The sequence below is a fragment of the Vibrio sp. UCD-FRSSP16_30 genome, assembly GCF_001676025.1.
GTDB lineage: Bacteria > Pseudomonadota > Gammaproteobacteria > Enterobacterales > Vibrionaceae > Vibrio.
The window spans coordinates 32,823-53,361 of the sequence record NZ_LZFW01000008.1; the positions used below are offsets into that span (position 1 = coordinate 32,823).

The following is a 20,539-nucleotide window of genomic DNA, read 5'->3' on the forward strand; positions in this document are numbered from 1 at the left end:
CTGTTAGGTACTATTTTTGAAATTCTCCCCAAGTATACATTTTAATAGCTTTGCTATTTATCTTTTGTCGTTTGTTTCGCTGTTGTGTTCATCAATGAGTTTTGCTGATATTCAGTTTTCTGAAGATGAGCGTAGTTGGCTTAGAAAAGGGCAACAAATCAAAGTTGCGGTGTTTGATAATCATTACCCTTATATCTATTTAAATGATAGGGGAGAGTATGCAGGGATTGTTAATGATTACTTGCAATACATTGAAAAGAACACTGATATAGACTTTGTTGAAGTCCCAGTTTCGAACCTCGATGATGCGTATCGCGATACAGAAAATGGCATTATTGATCTGTATCCCATGACGTTTGATTTTAAAGATTCAAAGCTAGATTTAGCTTATACCACCGCTTATCTTCCTTACCATTATTTTGTATTTACTAATATCAGCGCCAATATTGACCCCAATCCTAATAGCATTGATGCGCAAACACTTGAGTTGGCCGTGATTAAAGGTAGTGCTGTTGAGCGCTATCTAGATGCGCATACGTTCTCTTTTACTCGAAAATACTTTGTTGATGATAGGAGTGCGTTAAAGGCGCTTGATGAAGGGAAAGTCGATGCCTATATTGGTGAGAAAGTGTCTTCCGAAAGCTTAATTCAAGGGTTGAACCTCAATAGAATCAAACCACTGCGCTCAACAAAAGAGTTGTACGGAATGAGGCTACAGATGGCGGTTCATCCTGAGGCAACGCAATTACTTTCCATTATTAATAAATCGTTAATGGGTATGCCCTACGATATTCAAAATGGCATCATGGCACACTGGTTTGATCATCAGCCGTTTAAAAATAAGCTTAATGGCTACCTCTATTTCAACCGAACGCCTTACACATTTATTGCTGATTCTGCGATTGGTTTAGAGTTTTCAATATTGCAGGATTTATTCGAATCTATGGGATATGAAAGCGGTAACCTTGCTCCGGCAGATAAAAGCTTTGATTATTCGCAAAAGCTTTTATCTGACAACATGGATTATGTGGCAACGCAATTTCTTTCTGAACAAGATATTAAAAATGACAATGGTGGGCTTGATAAGAATGGTCTTTATTACTCTGAGCCTTACCTTACTCAAGAGTATCGTTTAATTTCTCGTCTTGATGACAAGATTTCTTTTGAGTCTGTGGTTGATAAACAAATAGGTATGGTTGCAGCGGTAAATAACATTGTCGCATCTCAGGCTATAAAAATGCTTGAAACGAGATTTGGACAAAATGTTGATGAACGTTATTCCGATCTAAGTAGTGCGCTTAATGAACTGCAAAATAAAGAAATCGATTACCTACTAGTAGACTCAAGAGAGTTTGCGGTTCATTTAGCTCGCAGCTCTTCAGATTTGCGCGTAAATATCACTCATGATCAAAACACTCGCTTTCGTATACCGCTAAGAGTTGCTTTTAGAGATCCTATATTACGAGATAAGTTCAATGCCGAACTGGTTGGGTTTATGCGCAGTTCTAAATATCGCCGATTAGAGAAACTGTACGAAAATGCAAATTTTCAAGCTAAAGCTCAAAGTAGTGCATTGCTCGCTGATATTGTCAGCTATTTGATACAAGTAAATAGGCTAGAGCTTATTGATCGAGTGCTAGAAGCGTTCAGTTTTTCAGATGGTTTTAACGCCATAGCGCTGCAAGTTGGTGATAACCCTAATCACATTCTAAAATACACGAATAAAAATGGTCAGTTATTAAAGGTTGATGAATTTAGCCGTCAAGGGTTGGTTTATCTTATCAAACCTCTATTACGAGGTGATGGTATTGAGCAAGTCGCTATCGGTGAATTAACCATCTACTCCGAGCTTGATAGCAGTGCTTCCTTTAATCAGAATTACATTCCACCACTTAGTATTTTTGAGGGGGCGAGTTCCACCGATTATGACAATATTCGCAAAATATATGAACGAGCTAATCTGCATGTTTTTTCGTTAAATCTTACCGCCGCAGAGCTTGAGTGGATCAAGCATAATCCCGTGATTCCAGTAGGTATTGATCCTGGTGCATTACCCTATGAGGGGGTTCAAAACGGAGAATATCGAGGTATTGTCGCAGATATCTTACAGGAGATGAGTGAAAAGGTAGGGGTAACTTTTGAACCTATTATGGTCAACTCCTGGCGAGAAACCGTAGATAAAATCGAAGCAAATGAAATCCCTATGGTTTCAGCTGCGATGGAAAATAAAAGCATGTCTTATGACTATGTGACCTCACTACCTCTATTTACGGATCAACTTGCTGTCGCAGGGCATACAGGGGTTGAATATAGCCATGGTTTGGAAAGCTTTAATGGTCGACGAGTGGGTATTCATCATGGTGCATCCAATACACCAGCGCTTATGGATAACTACCCGGAAATTGATTGGGTCATGGTGGATAGTTCAGCCATAGGCTTAGAGATGCTGTCTAAAGAGCAGCTTGATGGTTATGTTGATACCAGTTATGTCATCAATTTTATTTTTAACGAACATTCTTATCGAAACCTATCTATAGTCGATCGCCTAAATTACACCGTGACCCCTACCTTCCATACCTTAAAAAGTAGACCAATATTAGGCTCGATAGTGACCAAGGCCGTTCGCTCAATCAGTGCGAGTCAAAAACAGCAGATAATCAATAATTGGGCATCCAGCCGCGTGATAGAAAAAGTGGACTATCGCATGATCTTGATTGTATCGAGTGTTCTATTGCTGGTTTTATCTGTTTTTTATATTTCCAATCGAAGACTCAAAAAACAAGTTGCGGCAACCAAAGCGGCGCAGCAAGAAGCATTAGCCAGTCGGAATAGGCTGTTTGATATTCTCAACACATCGAGTATTGCGGTCATAATTGTACAAAATGAGCGTATTGCTTACTCAAATAATCGAGCGCTAGAGCAGTTTAAATTAACCAGTGAAGAGTCATATGGTTACTTCATATCTCGGATTTATGTTGATTCGATTGATAGAGAGGATGTGTATCAAGAGCTTGATTTGAAAGGTAAACTTATTGATCGAGAGATGGTGTTTCAACGTGAGGATAGCACTCAATTTACGGCGCTATGTAGCTTCTATTTGATTGATTATCATGATGAGCCAGCGGTTCTTTTTTGGAGCTATGATATTTCAGAAATTAAGAAGCTAAACCAAGAGCTCGCTGATGCCACTATGGTTGCTAACATAGCCAATCAAACTAAAAGTAATTTCTTGGCTAATATGAGCCATGAAATACGTACACCAATGAATGCAATTATCGGCATGTCATATCTCGCTTTAGAAGGGGAGTTGAATCGAAAAGCACGAAACTATATCGGAAAAGTGCATCAATCAGCGCAATCTTTATTGCTTATCATCAATGACATTTTAGACATATCTAAGATTGAATCTGGGAAGTTAGAAATAGAGCAAAGGTCTTTTTCATTAAAGGATATGTTGAGAGACATTGCTAATGTATTAAGTTTTAGAATTGCAGAAAAGAATGTTGATTTCATTTTTAATATTGATAGTTCAATCCCAAGAATGGTTATCGGTGATGAGTTAAGACTCTCTCAGGTGCTGATTAACTTAGGCAACAATGCCACCAAATTTACTGAAGAAGGTGAGATTCTTATTTGTCTTGAAGCGAGTCCAATCCAAGCAGATAAGAATGTCTATCGCTATCATTTTATGGTTCAGGACACGGGAATTGGTATTGCTCAAAACAAAGTCGATACTTTGTTTGAATCTTTTCAGCAAGCCGATGTATCGACAACTCGTGAGTATGGCGGTACAGGGTTAGGCTTGAGTATCAGCAAGCAAATTATCGAATTAATGGGCGGTAAAATCTGGGTGGAAAGCCAGCTTGGCATCGGCAGTAGTTTTCATTTTGAAGTGGAGCTAGAAATTGCCGATAGCAATCACGGTTTACTAGACGATGCTCGGTTAATTACAGAGAAAATTAAACACCAATCTCTGTTTATTGTTGAGCCAACAGAAAAAGGCGTCCAAGCATTAAATAGTGCATTGGCTGCGGTTGAGATAGAGGCACAAGTTACTCATACCTACATGCAACTGCTAGACCTACTGCGAAAGAGTAACGGGAGAGAGCATCTTATCTACATAGCAGATCCCGCTCTTGCCTGTGACTTAATCCAAATGCAGCAAGAACTCGCAACATTAGCTGGTTTTGGTCGGATATTGCTAAGTAGTGCAAATGAAGATAGATGTACTTTAGCTCGTAAACAAGGCATAGAAATATTACCAAGACCTTGGTTGCCATTTGAACTGTTGTCTCAATTAAGTGGTGTTAATGTTATTGATCACGACCTGCAAATTTCTCAGCAACGTGATGATAAGGCCTTGCTTGACGGCATGCGGGTATTATTGGTTGAAGATAATCAATTAAACCAAGAGCTAGTCCTTGGCTTACTTGAGTCGTATGGCCTAGATATTGATGTGGTTGAAAATGGATTATTAGCGGTAGAAAAAGCCAAACATCATCAATACGCCATTATTTTAATGGATATTCAGATGCCAGTGCTTGGGGGATATCAAGCAACGGAGCAAATTAGGCAGTTTGATAAAGTGACCCCCATAATTGCGATGACCGCCAACGCCATGGTCGGTGATAAGGAAAAAGCCACGGCTGCGGGAATGAATGGTTATATTGCAAAACCAATCGAAGTAACTCGATTGATACAAGTATTGGTTAATGCGGCTAAACAAGAACACGATGAGACGGTTTCGTCCGCTTTGCCAATGCTAGATTCGGGTTTAGAGCCAACCTCGGATCCAGAACCAATCTCAGACCTATCTAACGCACCTATATTGAGTGTTGTTCAGGGCTTACAAACCTGTAATCAGAATTTATCTTTGTACATTAAGCTAATGAAAACTTACCTCGTCAATGCTCCCCTGCGCATAGCCGATTTTGAGTCTGCATTAAACGATGCTAATTGGGAGGTTGCTCTGCGTGAATTACATACCTTAAAAGGCACTTCTGCTAGCATCGGCGCTTTAGCTATCGCTCAGCTTTGCACAAACAACGAGCAACAATACTCTTTAACGCCAGAGCAGCTCTCTTCACAATTAGAGCCATTGCGTCATAGCTTAGACAACACCCTTGCTGAAATTAAAAGCTATTTAGAACAGGTTGAATTAAAGCAGAGCGAAGCACTAGCCAAATCCGCTAGCAATAAAAGCACAAGTGATGCTGATTTAGAGAGTGATAAGGGTGATTTATCTGAATGTAATTATGATGAATTGCATGAACAAATAAAATACCTAGGCATTTTGGTCGACAATTATGACTTGCAAGCACTAGAAAAAGTACAAGTTTTAAGGGAGCAACATAGCCAAGCCGAACTACTGCAATTATTTGATAAATTAGAAAGTTCTCTATCAACTTATCAGTTTGATGTAGCGCGTAGTGCTATCGATGACTGGATTACTCGCAATACACAATAAATAGGAATGTAAATGCAAATTGAAACAACAGCTTCATTTTCTCAGCTACAAAAGCCCTTGCTATTGATTGTTGATGATACCCCTGAAAATATTGATGTATTAGCGGGGTTACTCAAAGATGACTATCGGATTCGTGTTGCGACTAATGGTGAGTTAGCACTAAAGCTTGCGCAAGTAACGCCATTACCGGATCTGATCTTACTTGATATCATGATGCCCGGTATCGATGGCTTTGCGGTATGTGAGAAGCTCAAGCAGCAAAGTAATACCCAGCATATTCCTGTTATTTTTGTGACCGCAAAAATCTCATCTGATGATGAAATTAAAGGCTTGCAGTTGGGCGCGGTAGATTACATTGCTAAGCCAATCGTACCGCCGATTGCAAGGCAAAGAATTGAAACTCACTTAGCGTTATCCAATCAAAATAAGCTGCTGTACGTCAAAGTGAAAGAGCAAACAACAGTCATTAAAAATACCAATATTGAGCTTCTTAAAAGATTGGGTAGGGCGGCTGAATTTAAAGACAATGAAACGGGGATGCATGTACTTCGTATGGCCAATTATGCTTATCTATTGGCCAAGTCCTGCGGTATGTCAGATGAACAAGCCGATATATTAAAAGAAGCGGCCCCGATGCACGACATCGGAAAAATAGGTATTCCTGATGGCATCCTCCTTAAGCAAGGCAAATTGGACGACGAAGAATGGCGAGTGATGCGCAACCACGTACAAATTGGTGTCGAGATATTAGGCGATTGCAGTAGTTCAAAACTAATGGAAATAGCTCGTATTGTCGCGCTCACCCACCATGAAAAGTGGGACGGTTCAGGTTATCCCAATGGGGTGTCGCAAGAGGAGATCCCTCTAGAAGGACGCATTTGTGCAATCGCTGATGTGTTTGACGCTCTTACTTCTGTGCGCCCTTATAAAAAGGCTTGGACAGTAGAAGATGCGCTAAATTTGCTCATTGAAGAGAAAAATAAGCACTTTGATCCTGCGCTGGTGGATTTATTTTTACAACAAGAGCCACAAATTCGAGAAATTATGCGCCTTTATGCGGAGCCAGATTGCTAACTTTCACAATCGGTATGAGCATCTAGTTCATGCCGGTTTTAAACTTAATGACCGTATAGCAATATGGAAGTTTGAGAGAGATCTCGTTTTTTGAACGAATACATCAATTTTTGGGTTTACTATTGATTTTAGTAAACCTGCCCCCATTGTATCTTTCAGTGAGATTATATTTATGTCTCACAGTGATTATTTAAGAGTGTTTAGGTCACATCTCGACAGAGCCAGTCTATGTCGGTAGAATGTCGCGTCAATTTATTACTCTGAGGTTAATTGGAGATGTCTTGAGTTTAAGGTATCGCTAATTGATTCGTTGTTGCGTTAAGCTGCAGCGACACTCTCTTTTGTATTTAGTTGCCTCTTTGAGGCGCACACTAGGATGTTGTCACTCTCATTAGGGTCGTGACACGATGCTCAGATAACTGAGCTTTTGTTGAGGTTTAAAAATAATGCAAGCTACTGTTGAAACTCTAGAAGGTCTTGAGCGCCGTCTAACTATCACTGTTCCTGCTGCTAACATTGAAGATGCAGTAACAGCTGAACTACGTAACATCGCTAAGAATCGTCGTTTTGACGGTTTCCGTAAAGGCAAAGTGCCTATGAAAATGGTAGCGAAAATGTACGGTCAAGCGGTACGTAACGACGTTATGGGTGAAGTGATGCAGCGTCACTACATCGAGTCTATCGTTAAAGAAAAAATCAACCCAGCGGGTGCACCAACTTTCGCACCAGTAGAAACAGCTGAAGGCCAAGATGTTGTATTTACTGCAACTCTAGAAGTTTTCCCTGAGATCGAACTTAAAGGTCTAGAAAACATCGCTGTTGAGAAACCAGTAGTAGACGTTAAAGAAGCAGACGTAGAAAACATGCTTGAAACTCTACGTAAGCAACAAGCTACTTGGACAGAAGTTGATTCAGCTGTTGAAGAAGGCATGCGTGCTACTATCGATTTCACAGGTTCTATCGACGGTGAAGAGTTTGAAGGCGGTAAAGCTGAAAACTTCCCACTAGAAATGGGCCAAGGCCGTATGATTCCTGGTTTTGAAGACGGTATTGCAGGTAAAGTTGTTGGTACTGAGTTTGAAATCGACGTTGCTTTCCCAGAAGATTACCACGCTGAAAACCTAAAAGGTAAAGACGCTAAGTTCACTATCAAAGTGAACAAAGTTGAAGCACGTGAACTTCCTGAGCTAACTGACGAGTTCGTTGCTAAATTCGGTGTTGTAGAAGGCGGCGTTGACGCACTTAAGACTGAAGTACGCAAGAACATGGAGCGTGAACTTAAGCAAGCTGTTAAGACTCGCATCAAAGATCAAGCAATCGACGGTCTAGCTAAAGAGAACGACATTACTGTTCCTGCTGCACTTATCGAGCAAGAAATTGGTGTTCTTCGTCAGCAAGCTGCTCAACGTTTCGGTGGCAACACTGACGCGGCTGATCAACTTCCTCGTGAATTGTTCGAAGAGCAAGCTCGCAAGCGCGTAGTTGTAGGTCTTCTACTTGGTGAAGTAATCAAAGCTGAAGAGCTAAAAGCTGATGATGAGAAAGTGAAAGCACTTATCACAGAAATGGCGACAGCGTATGAAGATCCTTCTGAAGTGATTGCATACTACGAAAGCAATGAAGAAATGATGAACAACATGCGTAACGTTGCTCTAGAAGAGCAAGCAATCGACGCTATCATTGCTAAAGCTCAAGTGACTGACAAAGAAGAGTCATTTGATGCAATTATGAACCAACAACCTGCATAAGGACGTTGAGTTTGCGTAGAGGGTTGACTTTTAAGTGAGTCTTCTACTAATAATGGTCCGTATGAGATAATCATTCGGGCCATTTGTTTTTAGGGATAGGGGTATAACATTATGAGCTACCAAGAAAAAAATGTAATGTCGCCAATTGTCGATGCACTCGTACCTATGGTGGTAGAGCAGTCGTCACGCGGTGAGCGTTCTTACGATATTTATTCTCGCTTGCTTAAAGAGAGAATTATCTTCCTGACTGGACAGGTTGAAGATCACATGGCCAATCTGGTAGTGGCTCAGTTGCTGTTCCTAGAATCAGAAAATCCAGAAAAAGATATTTTCCTATACATCAACTCTCCAGGCGGTAGTGTGACTGCAGGTATGTCTATTTATGACACCATGCAATACATCAAGCCAAATGTGAGCACAGTCTGTATGGGGCAAGCATGCTCTATGGGTGCGTTCTTGTTAGCTGGTGGTGCACCGGGTAAGCGTTTTGCGCTTCCAAGTTCTCGTGTGATGATTCACCAACCACTAGGCGGCTTCCAAGGCCAAGCATCTGATATTCAAATTCATGCTCAAGAAATTTTGACTATCAAAAACAAATTAAACACACTTCTTGCTGAACATACAGGTCAGCCAATGGAAGTGATTGAGCGCGATACCGATCGCGACAACTTTATGTCTGCAGAAGACTCTGTTAAATACGGACTTGTAGACTCAGTATTGTCTCGAGGCAAATAAGCCGTCGGTTCAAGATTTTTTGATGTAAACTTTAATATATTAAAGTTTAAAGCTAAGAGGTTAGCTAATGACAGATAAAAGCAAAGAGAGTGGCAAGCTTTTGTACTGCTCTTTCTGCGGAAAAAGTCAGCATGAAGTTCGCAAGTTGATCGCGGGACCGTCCGTTTACATCTGTGACGAGTGCGTTGATCTTTGTAACGATATTATTCGTGAAGAGATCAAAGAGGCTCTACCTAAGAAAGAGTCAGAGGCTTTGCCGACTCCACGAGATATTCGTGAACACCTTGACGATTATGTTATTGGACAAGAATTCGCGAAGAAAGTGCTTTCAGTAGCGGTTTATAACCACTACAAGCGCCTACGCAATGGTGATAAAACTGCTGAAGGTGTTGAGCTTGGTAAGAGTAATATCTTGCTGATTGGCCCAACAGGTAGTGGTAAAACGTTACTTGCAGAAACGCTAGCTCGTTTCCTTGACGTACCATTTACTATGGCCGATGCAACAACATTAACAGAAGCGGGTTACGTGGGTGAGGATGTAGAAAACATCATCCAGAAACTGCTTCAAAAATGTGATTATGACGTTGCTAAAGCTGAACGCGGTATCGTGTATATCGATGAAATTGATAAAATTTCACGTAAAGCAGAAAACCCATCGATCACTCGTGATGTGTCTGGTGAAGGTGTACAGCAAGCACTACTAAAACTGGTTGAAGGTACAATTGCTTCAGTTCCGCCTCAAGGTGGTCGTAAGCACCCTCAACAAGAATTCTTGCAAGTTGATACCTCGAAGATCTTATTTATCTGTGGTGGTGCATTCTCTGGCCTAGATAAAGTGATTGAACAACGAGTTGAAACAGGTTCTGGTATTGGTTTTGGCGCAGAAATTCATGCCAAAAATGATACTAAGAGCGTTAGCGAGATGTTCCAGAAGGTAGAACCAGAAGATTTGGTTAAATATGGCCTTATCCCTGAGTTTATCGGTCGTCTTCCAGTGACTACTACTCTAACTGAACTTGACGAAGCTGCTCTAATTCAGATTCTTAGCCAACCTAAGAATGCTCTGACTAAGCAATATGCTGCGTTGTTCGACATTGAGAATGTAGAGCTAGAATTCCGTGAAGATGCACTAAACGCTATCGCGAAACGTGCAATGGAGCGTAAAACTGGTGCTCGTGGTCTTCGTTCAATTCTTGAGAACGTACTTCTTGATACCATGTATGAATTGCCTTCGTTAACAGACGTAAGCAAAGTCGTGATTGATGAAAGCGTAATCAATGGTGAATCTGAACCGCTGATGATTTACAACTGTGGCGATAACCAAGCTGTGATTGCTGAATCATAATAAGAAACTCATGCAGTAAAAAGCGAGCAGTAGCTCGCTTTTTTTATATCTGATGATCTAGAGTTAACAGCTGAGTTATTGCTAATTCTATGTTTATACCAATCGTAGCAATTCTCTGATCAGCCTAGCTGGTTAAAACACTTGATAACCGCGTTGAAATTTTTGATTGTAGAATAACTACTTATCAAAAATATTCGCCTTGTTCTCAAGTGTTTTTCCTGCGCTATTTCTGATCATTTAATTACTGTGATTGGTATTATCCAGCAAATTCAATGAAAACACAGCAAAATGAGCACTATTTAGTTAAGTTAAGTGATTCTTATTGTGACAGGTATTGATTCTACTGAAAGTGACCTTATATAAAGAGCATAAGCCGAAAACGGAAGAGAGAGATTTATGAACCTGGAGCGTTCCGAGCGTATTGAAATACCCGTGCTGCCATTACGAGATGTGGTTGTTTATCCACATATGGTCATTCCTCTATTTGTTGGTCGTGAAAAGTCGATCAACTGCCTTCAATCAGCAATGGATAACGATAAGCAAATCCTGCTAGTTGCCCAAAAAGAAGCCGATACAGAAGAGCCGACCAAAGACGATTTATTCCAAGTAGGTACTGTCGCCACTATTCTGCAGTTATTAAAACTGCCTGATGGTACTGTTAAAGTACTCGTAGAAGGTCAGCAACGCGCTAAGCTTCACTCAGTACGAGATGATGAGTTCTTTGTTGCTGATGCCGAGTTTCTTACCACACCAGAAATGGATGATAAAGAACAAGAAGTGGTTGTGCGTACTGCACTGAGCCAGTTCGAAGGTTTTATTAAACTGAACAAAAAGATTCCACCAGAGGTATTAACCTCTCTTAATGGAATTGATGATGCCCCACGTCTTGCCGACTCTATTGCCGCTCACATGCCACTAAAACTTGCTGAGAAACAGCGAGTACTAGAAATTGTAGATGTTAACGAACGTCTAGAGTTTCTAATGGGAAGCATGGAATCAGAGATTGATATCCTACAGGTAGAAAAGCGAATTCGTGGCCGCGTTAAAAAGCAGATGGAGAAATCCCAGCGCGAGTACTATCTGAATGAGCAAATGAAAGCGATTCAGAAAGAACTTGGTGATATGGATGATGCACCTGACGAATTTGAAGCACTAAAGGCTAAGATTGAAGAATCTAAAATGCCTCAAGAAGCTCGTGAAAAAACCGAGCAAGAGCTACAAAAATTAAAAATGATGTCTCCGATGTCAGCAGAAGCCACCGTTGTACGTAGTTACATCGACTGGATGGTAGGTGTGCCTTGGGCAAAACGCTCAAAAGTGAAGAAGAACCTAGCAAAAGCGGAAGAGGTTCTTAATGCCGATCACTTTGGTTTAGAGCGTGTTAAAGAACGTATTCTTGAGTATTTGGCGGTGCAAAACCGTATTAATAAGCTCAAGGGACCTATCTTGTGTCTTGTGGGGCCTCCAGGTGTGGGTAAAACCTCTTTGGGTCAGTCTATTGCGGCCGCTACAGGGCGTAAGTACACCCGAATGGCTCTAGGTGGCGTGCGTGATGAAGCTGAAATCCGTGGTCACCGCCGCACTTACATCGGTTCAATGCCGGGTAAGCTGATTCAAAAAATGTCCAAAGTTGGGGTTAAAAACCCGCTGTTTTTGCTTGATGAAATCGACAAAATGTCTTCTGATATGCGTGGCGATCCGTCATCAGCATTACTAGAAGTATTGGATCCAGAGCAAAACAACGCATTTAATGATCACTACTTAGAAGTGGATTATGACTTGTCAGATGTCATGTTTGTAGCAACCTCAAACTCTATGAACATCCCAGGTCCACTACTTGATCGTATGGAAGTTATTCGTTTATCGGGTTATACCGAAGATGAAAAACTTAACATTGCGAAAAACCATTTACTTGATAAGCAAATCAAACGTAATGGCTTAAAAGAACACGAGATTGAAATTGAGGACTCTGCCATTATTGGCATCATCCGCTATTACACTCGTGAAGCTGGTGTGCGTAGTTTAGAGCGTGAAATCTCTAAGATTTGTCGTAAAGCGGTGAAGAATATCCTTCTTGATAGCTCACTGAAAAAAGTGGTCGTTAACCAAGACAACCTTAAAGAATACCTTGGTGTTCAAAGGTGTGATTACGGTAAGGCTGACAATCAGAATCGTATTGGACAGGTTACCGGTCTGGCATGGACAGAAGTAGGTGGTGATCTATTAACCATCGAAACAGAATCAATGCTAGGTAAAGGTAAACTGACTCAGACCGGTTCGTTGGGCGACGTGATGCAAGAGTCAATCCAAGCTGCGATGACAGTGGTAAGAAGTCGCGCTGAAAAATTGGGTATCAATACCGATTTTTATGAAAAGCGTGATATTCACGTTCACGTACCAGAGGGCGCAACACCAAAAGATGGCCCAAGTGCTGGTATCGCAATGTGTACTGCTTTGGTGTCTAGCTTAACGGGTAATCCAGTTAAAGCTGAAGTGGCGATGACTGGTGAAATTACGCTACGTGGTGAAGTTCTTCCAATTGGCGGATTAAAAGAGAAGTTGCTTGCGGCTCACCGTGGTGGCATTAAAACAGTCTTGATTCCTAAGGATAACGAACGTGATTTGGAAGAGATTCCAGATAATGTTAAGAAAGACTTAGTGGTTAAACCGGTACAATGGATTGATGAAGTCCTTGCTGTTGCACTGCAAAATGACCCAAGCGGAATCTCCGTAGAAGGCTAAAATAGTGATAAATAGCAAAAAATAGTACGTAAATTAAGCTGATGAGGATAAATTACTTGTCAGCTTTTTTATTGAACGCTACTTTAACTAGTGAAGCTATAACCCTTTCATAGCAAGGGGCAGTGGTTAGATTAATAGAACAATGATACATAAAAATGTCATAAACGAATTTCTTTAAATAACGTCATAAATTAATGGAATTGACCTACTCTAATTTTAATTGAGTAGTAATAGGGGAACATATAGTGAATAAAACTCAGCTTATCGAAAAAATCGCAGATAGCGCCGACCTTTCTAAAGCTTCTGCTGGCCGCGCTCTAGATGCAATCGTTGAATCAATCAGTGAATCACTACAAAGTGATGATCAAGTTGCTCTAGTTGGCTTTGGCACATTCAGTGTCCGCACTCGTGCTGCACGTACAGGTCGTAACCCTAAAACGGGTGACGAAATTCAAATCGCAGAAGCTAAAGTGCCTGCATTTAAACCAGGTAAAGCTTTGAAAGACGCTGTTAACTCATAAAAGCTCTTCAAATTAGATCTGATAGCACATTATCGTTATCAAACCCTGTATTTATGCGCATCCTACTGGTGCGCATTTCTTTTTCTGATATTATCGAGCGAAAGAGTTTTAGAGCCTGCACATACTACAGGCCGCATTTTCGGAGTTTCACACTATTATGATGGAAAGATTACGCGAAGGCGTAAATAGCGTTGCAGTTAAGATCATTCTAGGTTTGATCATTCTTTCTTTCGTCTTCACAGGCGTAAGTGGCTATTTAGGTGGTGGCAGCAGTACTGCCGCTAAAGTGGGAAATACTGAAATTTCTCGCGCAGAATTTGAGATGGCGTATCAAAATGAACGTAATCGAGCTCAGCAACAAATGGGCGATTACTTCACTAGCCAACTTGGTGACCCTGCGTTTGTACAGTCGTTCCGTCAACGAGTGTTGGACCAAATGGTTAATCAGATATTGCTAGAGCAATACGCTGAATCTATGGGTCTACGAGTTAGTGACCAAAAGGTTCGTGAAGTATTATTGAGCATGCCTCAATTCCAAAGTAACGGACAATTTGACCAAGAAGTTTACCAAGCAGCACTTCGTCGTGGTGGCTACAATGCAGAAAGCTTTGCAGAGTACTTACGTAGCGACATGGTTCGTCAAAAAATCCTTGGTGCAGTAGAGCAAAGTGAATTTGTACTTCCTAAAGAAGTAGCACAAGCTTCAATGCTTCTAACTCAAACTCGTGACATTCGTACTGTTACGATTCAACCGAGTGAAATGGCTAAAGCAATTGTTCCTACAGCAGAGCAACTTCAAGAGTTCTATAAAAATAACCCTGACCGCTTTACTCGCCCTGAGCAATACAAAATTTCTTATGTTGAGCTATCTGCTAAACAGATGAAAAAAAGTGATGTAGTAACAGACAAAGAAGCGAAAGATTTCTACGAGAAGAATATCGACCGTTATTCTACTCAAGAGCAACGCAGTCTTAGCCACATCCTAGTTCAGGATGAAGCGAAGGCAAAAGAGCTATTAGCACAATTAAAAGCGGGCAGTGACTTTGCAACTGTTGCCAAAGAAAACTCAGAAGATCTTGGCTCAGCTGAAAATGGCGGTGCTTTAGGTTGGGTTGAAAAAGGCGTAATGGACCCTAAATTTGAAGCAGCAGCATTTGCGCTACAAAGCACGGGCGACTACAGCGATGTTGTTAAATCTGATTTTGGTTACCACATCATTAAGCTAGATGCTCTAAAAGCACCACAAGCTAAACCATTTGCGAAAGTGGTTGATGAAATCAAAACAGAAATGGCAGATCAGCAAGCCGTTGACCGTTTCTATGATCTACAAAACAAACTAGAGACTGTTGCGTTTGAATTCCCTGATTCACTAGATGATGCAGCTGAAGCTGTTGGTCAGAAAGTGGTGACGACAGACTTTATTTCAAATGCGGATGCTCCAGCTGTACTTAAAACACCAGCTGTTATGCAAGAGCTGCAAACACCTGAAGTCAGTGAAGATGGTTTGAACTCTGCTGTAGTAGAAGTCGACCCTGAGCACATCATCGTTGTTCGTATTGAAGATTCTCGTCCACAAACGGTTCTTCCTTACCAAGAAGTTGCTGAGCAAGTTAAAGCGCAGTACCAACAAGTTGAAGGTCGTAAGCAGGCAACTGAGCTTGCAGATAAAGTTGTGACAGCGCTTGAAGCAGGTGACAATTCACTGCTTACAGATAAGCACTTGAGCTTTAGTGATGTAGAAAACATTAACCGCAGTTCGGCACTATCTAATACGGTATTTGCGATTCCTCGTCCAACTGAAGATGCGAAGCACTATGCAAAATCAGTAGATGCAAATGGCAATATCGTGGTGATTGAATTGGTTAAAGTAAACAATAAGATTGATGCACAGTACAATGAGCAAATTGGACAACAGCTAAAATCGGGTCTTGTACAACAAGATCTAATGGGTTTACTACAAACATTACGTCAAAAGACTGATATTGAGTACCATCTTTCTGGAGATGCACAGTAATCTCTTATTGAGTGTTACATAACTTCACGGGCCGCATTATGCGGCCCGTTCTAGTTTTAGTCATAACAAATACCTTAGTTTCCTTGTTTCTTCTAGCTTAATAACTGAAGTTCGAACCGAATTGGCTTGCACTGATTTTGTTGAACTGATTTTGTTAAATTAAGGAGATAGGGATGACTGTCGCAAAATATAAACGTTATTTAAGCTTTATTCTTTTAGCACTATTACCGTTTGTTGCTTATTCTGCTGATGAAGTGAAAGGTGATCAGTATGAAGGGATTGATATTGAAGTTAATATTAATACCGCTTCAACAGATGAATTAGCCACTTTGTTATTAGGAGTAGGGGAAACCAAAGCACAGCAAATTGTGGCTTATCGAGAAGTGCATGGCGCGTTTAAGCATGCAGATGACCTACAACAAGTGAAAGGAATAGGCCAAGCAACGGTTGATAAAAATCGTTCGCGGATTCGATTGTAAACGCTCTTCTCGGTTATTGTATTATCTGAGGTTGGGCTTAATTTGGCGGATATAACGAACCAGTAGTGCTATGACTAAACCAGAAATAGCGCCAATGAGATGTGACTCTGTAGATACTCGTGCATTGATAAGCTCTGCGGTGCCCAGAGTCACTAATCCGGTGTTTTCTGCTAGCAATTTGATGGCAAGTCCCAACAACAAAAAGCAACTACTACGCCTTCCGTTGATAATTTCTTGGCAGGCAAAAAAGGCAAATAAGCCATGCAGTATTCCAGATAGCCCGTAATATATGTGAGTATGGGTAAAAAGCAGTCCGCATCCGATGCTAAAGGATAGTGTGAGCATGGCAAGAATAAGCGGTTTAACTTTGGCGTTAAATAAGTAGCAAATAACCCACAGGCCTGCCAGATTCATCAGTAGATGGTAAGTGTTAGTATGGGTAAAGTTACCCGTAATGAGTCTCCACCATTGATGGGTTGCGATAAGGTCTTGTTCCCAACGCAGTGCGTCAGAGAGAGCGGGGATTAACAATACCGCTAAAATTAAGCTAAAGGCAATTAGGAATTTATACACGTTTTATGTCCCGATACTGTAAGCAATGTGGTCGTGCGAAGAAAGCCTGTTTGTGTCAATGGATACAAACAATTGAAAGCTCGACTGAAGTCGTTATTTTGCAGCACCCAAGTGAGGTGAATCAAGCGAAAGGTACTGCCAAGATCATTGAATTGAGTGTGTCACCTTGTCATTTATTCGTCGGTGAAGATTTTTCAGCCCACTCTCAGGTCAATCAATGGTTAGCAGAAACGGACGTTATTAATATATTGATGTTTCCCTCTCAAGAGTCTTTAGAGTTGACTGCTAATACCTTTAAAGCAAAGCCAAATTGTAAGACTCGTTTGTTTCTTATTGATGGCACTTGGAAGAAAGCCTTTAAAATGTATCAGCTTTCACATAATTTGCACTCGCTAGTCCAAGTTCACTTGCCAACCGATATACAAGGTCGTTACACCATACGAAAAGCGCCAAATGATGCCGCTTTATCAACGGTGGAAGCCGCCTACCATGCATTAACATTATTAAATGCCTGTGATGCGAGTCCATTAATCACTGCATTTGATAAAATGATAGAGTTTCAAATATCGCAACTACCAGAAGGTACTTATGATAAATACTTTGGTGGGCGAAATCGGTAGTTGGTTAATATTAATGGGTAAAAATTAGCTGGCAAACATTTTTGAATGCATCTTTTGCGCGTAGCCATCTGTCATCGCCGAGATATAATCACAGATCACTCTAAATCCCTGATCTTGTTCATCTCTAGCCAATCGCCATTTATTTTTGGTCGCCTCTGGCAATAACCTTTCAGGATCGCCACTTAATGCCTCAAATAAATCAATAATGATCTGTTGTCCTTTATATTCAATCAATTGGACTTCGGTTGCGTGAATAACATAATGGCTAACAAAATCTTTAAATACCTTGAGCACATCGAGCATTGGTGTACGCAAGGTGGCGTTGTAGCAAATGAGTGGATGTGAAAAATTGCCTTCATCTACAACGCTAATTTCAGCACTGGTCAGCAGTGCATTAACGATACTGCCTATCGCGTCTTTACGCAGGTAGTGCTCTCCCGAAAATAGCTTCTCACTTAGCGAATCTATCTCATTTTCCATCCATGGCTGTCCACAATTAGCCAGTTGACTTGCTGCAGACTCAAGCCATTGCTGTTTTGACACTAAGCCCAACACAATGGCATCTTCTAGATCGTGTACGCCATAGGCTATGTCATCGGCAAGTTCCATGATGGAGCAGTCTAAAGACTTAAAGCGAGTCTTTTTAGTTACATAGCGCTCACCATTATGAGGTTTGAGGCTACAAAAATAATCTCGCTCCTCACTCGGCAAACCTTCTAACACCCAGTTAAAATAGCTGCTATCAATATCAAAAACGCCCTTGGCTGGCATCCAGCGACTGGCTTTGAGTTGTCTTGGGTTGTCGATTCCGTCGGGGATAGAATCACGCTCTACTTGGCTTAATAATGACGGGTATTTTAGTAACCCAAGTAAAGTACGTCGACACAGGTCCATGCCATGATACTGAGTATAAGGTTCTAGTTGACTGACTATCCTAAAGGTTTGTGCATTACCTTCAAATCCACCATGTTCACGCATCATATAGTTAAGAGCAATTTCTCCTCCATGACCATAGGGTGGGTGCCCGATATCATGAGCAAGGCACAAGGTTTCAATAAGGCTAGTGCTAGGTAAGATAGTGCTGAGATCAGCATGTTTAGATTGCAGCTGAGCTAAGATCCCAGAGCCAATTTGCGCCGCTTCCAACGAGTGGGTTAAGCGTGTGCGGTGAAAGTCGTTGCCTCCAGTACCATGCACTTGTGTTTTTGCTTGTAAGCGCCTAAATGCGGCAGAGTGCAATACCCTTGCTCTATCTCTTTGGTAAGGATCACGATGGTCATTTAACCTCGCTTTTTGCTCAGTATTGATTCGGTGTTGCCAAAGGTTATCTATGTCCATGCTATATAGGCTACTTTATTTAATTAACTGATTTCATCAAGGGTTAGCTCAAAACTGGCGGAAAAGGTTTTGAGGAAATAACACATTTCTGGAGAATCTCTTTCTTGCAGGGTTTGTTCCAAGCGTCTTTTGGCTGCCGCAAATTCATGATTACCCGCAGACAGTTCTTCTAAGCATTTTAGATAAGCACAAATGCAGTCTGCTTGCTTGACGATGCAATGCTCTTCATCGCTTGCTTCACCGCTAATGAGAAAGGGTTTAAAGTCTTCTAGCAACTCTTCTGGCACCATAGACAGGAGCTTTTCTTCGGCGGCCGCTTCAATTTTTTTATATTCTTTTGCAATATAAGGATTATAGTATTTTACTGGCGTTGGCAAATCGCCTGTTAGTACTTCACTACTATCATGGTACATACCCAATACCGCAATTCTTTCTGGGTTGACGTTACCATTAAATTTCTTGTTTTTGATAATGGCGAGGGCATGAGCAACAAAAGCGACCTGAAGGCTATGTTCAGATATATTTTCTTTTGATACTGAGCGCATCAGTGGCCAGCGTTGAATAAGCTTCATTCGAGCTAAATGTGCAAAAAAATGACTTTCCTTGTGCATGCTAATTCACCTTATGTATAAAACAAAAAAAGAGGCGCTAGGCCTCTTTATATAAATTATTGACGGTATTGAGTAATAAAGCGCTCAAAGCGACTGATTGCTATCTCGAGATCTTCGACATAAGGCAATGTCACTATCCTAAAGTGATCCGGTTTTGGCCAATTAAACCCAGACCCTTGTACTAGCAATACCTTTTCTTGTTGTAAAAAGTCTAGCACCATCTTCTGATCATCATGGATTTTATATATTTTAGGATCAAGCTTAGGGAACAGATAGAGTGCCCCTTTAGGTTTGACACACGATACCCCTTTAATGGAGGTGATCATTTCGTGCGCTTTATCTCTCTGCTCTAGTAAGCGTCCGCCAGGTAAAATTAATTCATTGATACTCTGATAACCGCCCAGCGCTGTTTGCACGGCATGCTGCATTGGAACGTTGGCACATAGGCGCATTGAAGCCAGCATGTCCAAACCATCAATATAACCTTTAGCTAACTGCTTAGGTCCAGTGATAAACATCCAGCCACTGCGAAATCCACAAATACGATAGGCTTTAGATAAACCATTGAAAGTGACCATTACTACATCATCAGCCAATGTCGCAATTGAGGTGTGGGTTGCGCCGTCGTAAAGAATCTTATCGTAAATTTCATCAGCGAAGATAATCAGGTTGTACTGACGGGCTATCTCAACAATCTGCAATAAAAAATCTCGGCTATAGACCGCACCTGTTGGATTGTTTGGATTGATGAGCACTATGGCACGGGTTTTTGCCGTGATTTTTGCTTTTATATCTTCAAGATCGGGAAACCAATCAGATTGTTCATCACAAATATAGTGAACAGGTGTACCACCAGATAGAGAGACAGCTGCGCTCCATAGAGGATAATCAGGCGCAGGGACTAGCATTTCATCACCGTTATCAAGTAATGCTTGCATCGCCATTACAATCAATTCAGAGACGCCATTTCCCATGTAAACATCTTCAACGTCTAATGAGAGTAACCCTTGTCGTTGGTAATACTGAACAACGGCTTTTCGAGCTGAGTAAATGCCCTTAGAGTCACAGTAACCTTGAGATGTGGGTAAATGTCTTAATACATCGACTAAAATCTCTTCCGGCGTATCAAAGCCAAAAGGGGCTGGGTTGCCAATATTTAATTTAATAATTTTCTGCCCTTCCTCTTCCATGCGTTTAGCATGTTTGAGCACTGGACCGCGAATGTCGTAGCATACATTATCGAGTTTTGATGACATCTCGATATTTTTCATT

At 41.1% G+C, this 20,539-nt stretch carries 14 protein-coding genes; 10 read left to right on the plus strand and 4 right to left on the minus strand.

Annotated features, from left to right (window positions below; genetic code table 11):
• The first annotated feature begins 94 nt into the window (after positions 1 to 94).
• The 9 genes from A9260_RS05815 (at position 95) to A9260_RS05855 (ending at position 16,125) form a co-directional block, all read left to right on the plus strand.
• A complete protein-coding gene (locus A9260_RS05815; protein ID WP_068697080.1) occupies positions 95 to 5,467 on the plus strand; it encodes a response regulator in 5,373 nt (1,790 codons plus the stop codon).
• Positions 5,468 to 5,479: 12 nt separating this feature from the next.
• Positions 5,480 to 6,541: an HD-GYP domain-containing protein gene (locus A9260_RS05820; protein WP_068697082.1), complete on the plus strand. Its 1,062-nt coding sequence runs from the start codon at positions 5,480 to 5,482 to the stop codon at positions 6,539 to 6,541.
• Between the two features lie 446 nt (positions 6,542 to 6,987).
• Complete coding sequence (tig, locus tag A9260_RS05825; protein ID WP_068697083.1) at positions 6,988 to 8,289, plus strand: trigger factor; 1,302 nt, start codon at positions 6,988 to 6,990, stop codon at positions 8,287 to 8,289.
• A gap of 111 nt (positions 8,290 to 8,400) precedes the next feature.
• Positions 8,401 to 9,024, plus strand: coding sequence for an ATP-dependent Clp endopeptidase proteolytic subunit ClpP (gene clpP / locus A9260_RS05830; protein WP_068697085.1), 624 nt, complete (start codon positions 8,401 to 8,403; stop codon positions 9,022 to 9,024).
• A 67-nt stretch (positions 9,025 to 9,091) separates the two neighbouring features.
• A complete protein-coding gene (clpX, locus tag A9260_RS05835) occupies positions 9,092 to 10,369 on the plus strand; it encodes an ATP-dependent protease ATP-binding subunit ClpX (protein WP_068697086.1) in 1,278 nt (425 codons plus the stop codon).
• 396 nt (positions 10,370 to 10,765) lie between these two features.
• Positions 10,766 to 13,111: an endopeptidase La gene (gene lon / locus A9260_RS05840; protein WP_068697088.1), complete on the plus strand. Its 2,346-nt coding sequence runs from the start codon at positions 10,766 to 10,768 to the stop codon at positions 13,109 to 13,111.
• Between the two features lie 245 nt (positions 13,112 to 13,356).
• Positions 13,357 to 13,632, plus strand: a complete 276-nt coding sequence (locus A9260_RS05845; protein WP_068697090.1) for an HU family DNA-binding protein — start codon at positions 13,357 to 13,359, stop codon at positions 13,630 to 13,632.
• A 157-nt stretch (positions 13,633 to 13,789) separates the two neighbouring features.
• Positions 13,790 to 15,646: a peptidylprolyl isomerase gene (gene ppiD / locus A9260_RS05850; protein WP_068697092.1), complete on the plus strand. Its 1,857-nt coding sequence runs from the start codon at positions 13,790 to 13,792 to the stop codon at positions 15,644 to 15,646.
• Between the two features lie 173 nt (positions 15,647 to 15,819).
• Positions 15,820 to 16,125, plus strand: a complete 306-nt coding sequence (locus A9260_RS05855; RefSeq protein ID WP_068697094.1) for a ComEA family DNA-binding protein — start codon at positions 15,820 to 15,822, stop codon at positions 16,123 to 16,125.
• A 21-nt stretch (positions 16,126 to 16,146) separates the two neighbouring features.
• On the opposite strand, the gene rrtA is transcribed toward A9260_RS05855, so the two are convergent.
• Positions 16,147 to 16,698 (minus strand): rhombosortase, encoded by a 552-nt coding sequence (rrtA, locus tag A9260_RS05860; RefSeq protein ID WP_082957069.1) that lies wholly within the window; start codon positions 16,696 to 16,698, stop codon positions 16,147 to 16,149.
• 5 nt (positions 16,699 to 16,703) lie between these two features.
• On the opposite strand from rrtA, the gene A9260_RS05865 reads away from it, so the two are divergent.
• Positions 16,704 to 17,318: a tRNA-uridine aminocarboxypropyltransferase gene (locus A9260_RS05865; RefSeq protein ID WP_068697098.1), complete on the plus strand. Its 615-nt coding sequence runs from the start codon at positions 16,704 to 16,706 to the stop codon at positions 17,316 to 17,318.
• A gap of 24 nt (positions 17,319 to 17,342) precedes the next feature.
• Here A9260_RS05865 and A9260_RS05870 read toward each other — a convergent pair whose 3' ends face one another.
• The 3 genes from A9260_RS05870 to A9260_RS05880 are packed head-to-tail and all read right to left on the minus strand — an operon-like array spanning position 17,343 to position 20,538.
• The gene (locus tag A9260_RS05870; RefSeq protein ID WP_068697103.1) at positions 17,343 to 18,656 is read right to left on the minus strand and encodes an anti-phage deoxyguanosine triphosphatase; all 1,314 of its coding nucleotides are present in this window, start codon (positions 18,654 to 18,656) and stop codon (positions 17,343 to 17,345) included.
• A gap of 23 nt (positions 18,657 to 18,679) precedes the next feature.
• On the minus strand, positions 18,680 to 19,267 hold the full coding sequence (gene yfbR, locus A9260_RS05875) for a 5'-deoxynucleotidase (protein ID WP_068697106.1): 588 nt from the start codon (positions 19,265 to 19,267) through the stop codon (positions 18,680 to 18,682).
• Between the two features lie 56 nt (positions 19,268 to 19,323).
• Positions 19,324 to 20,538, minus strand: coding sequence for a pyridoxal phosphate-dependent aminotransferase (locus A9260_RS05880; RefSeq protein ID WP_068697108.1), 1,215 nt, complete (start codon positions 20,536 to 20,538; stop codon positions 19,324 to 19,326).
• Position 20,539: the final 1 nt, after the last annotated feature.

What these genes read in the sequence shown, in the direction of transcription:
- A9260_RS05815 (WP_068697080.1), top strand. Translation starts at nt 95, where the DNA reads ATGAGTTTTGCTGATATTCAGTTTTCTGAAGATGAGCGTAGTTGGCTT.
- A9260_RS05820 (WP_068697082.1), top strand. Translation starts at nt 5,480, where the DNA reads ATGCAAATTGAAACAACAGCTTCATTTTCTCAGCTACAAAAGCCCTTG.
- tig (WP_068697083.1), top strand. Translation starts at nt 6,988, where the DNA reads ATGCAAGCTACTGTTGAAACTCTAGAAGGTCTTGAGCGCCGTCTAACT.
- clpP (WP_068697085.1), top strand. Translation starts at nt 8,401, where the DNA reads ATGAGCTACCAAGAAAAAAATGTAATGTCGCCAATTGTCGATGCACTC.
- clpX (WP_068697086.1), top strand. Translation starts at nt 9,092, where the DNA reads ATGACAGATAAAAGCAAAGAGAGTGGCAAGCTTTTGTACTGCTCTTTC.
- lon (WP_068697088.1), top strand. Translation starts at nt 10,766, where the DNA reads ATGAACCTGGAGCGTTCCGAGCGTATTGAAATACCCGTGCTGCCATTA.
- ppiD (WP_068697092.1), top strand. Translation starts at nt 13,790, where the DNA reads ATGATGGAAAGATTACGCGAAGGCGTAAATAGCGTTGCAGTTAAGATC.
- A9260_RS05855 (WP_068697094.1), top strand. Translation starts at nt 15,820, where the DNA reads ATGACTGTCGCAAAATATAAACGTTATTTAAGCTTTATTCTTTTAGCA.
- A9260_RS05865 (WP_068697098.1), top strand. Translation starts at nt 16,704, where the DNA reads ATGTCCCGATACTGTAAGCAATGTGGTCGTGCGAAGAAAGCCTGTTTG.
- A9260_RS05870 (WP_068697103.1), bottom strand. Translation starts at nt 18,656, where the DNA reads ATGGACATAGATAACCTTTGGCAACACCGAATCAATACTGAGCAAAAA.
- yfbR (WP_068697106.1), bottom strand. Translation starts at nt 19,267, where the DNA reads ATGCACAAGGAAAGTCATTTTTTTGCACATTTAGCTCGAATGAAGCTT.
- A9260_RS05880 (WP_068697108.1), bottom strand. Translation starts at nt 20,538, where the DNA reads ATGAAAAATATCGAGATGTCATCAAAACTCGATAATGTATGCTACGAC.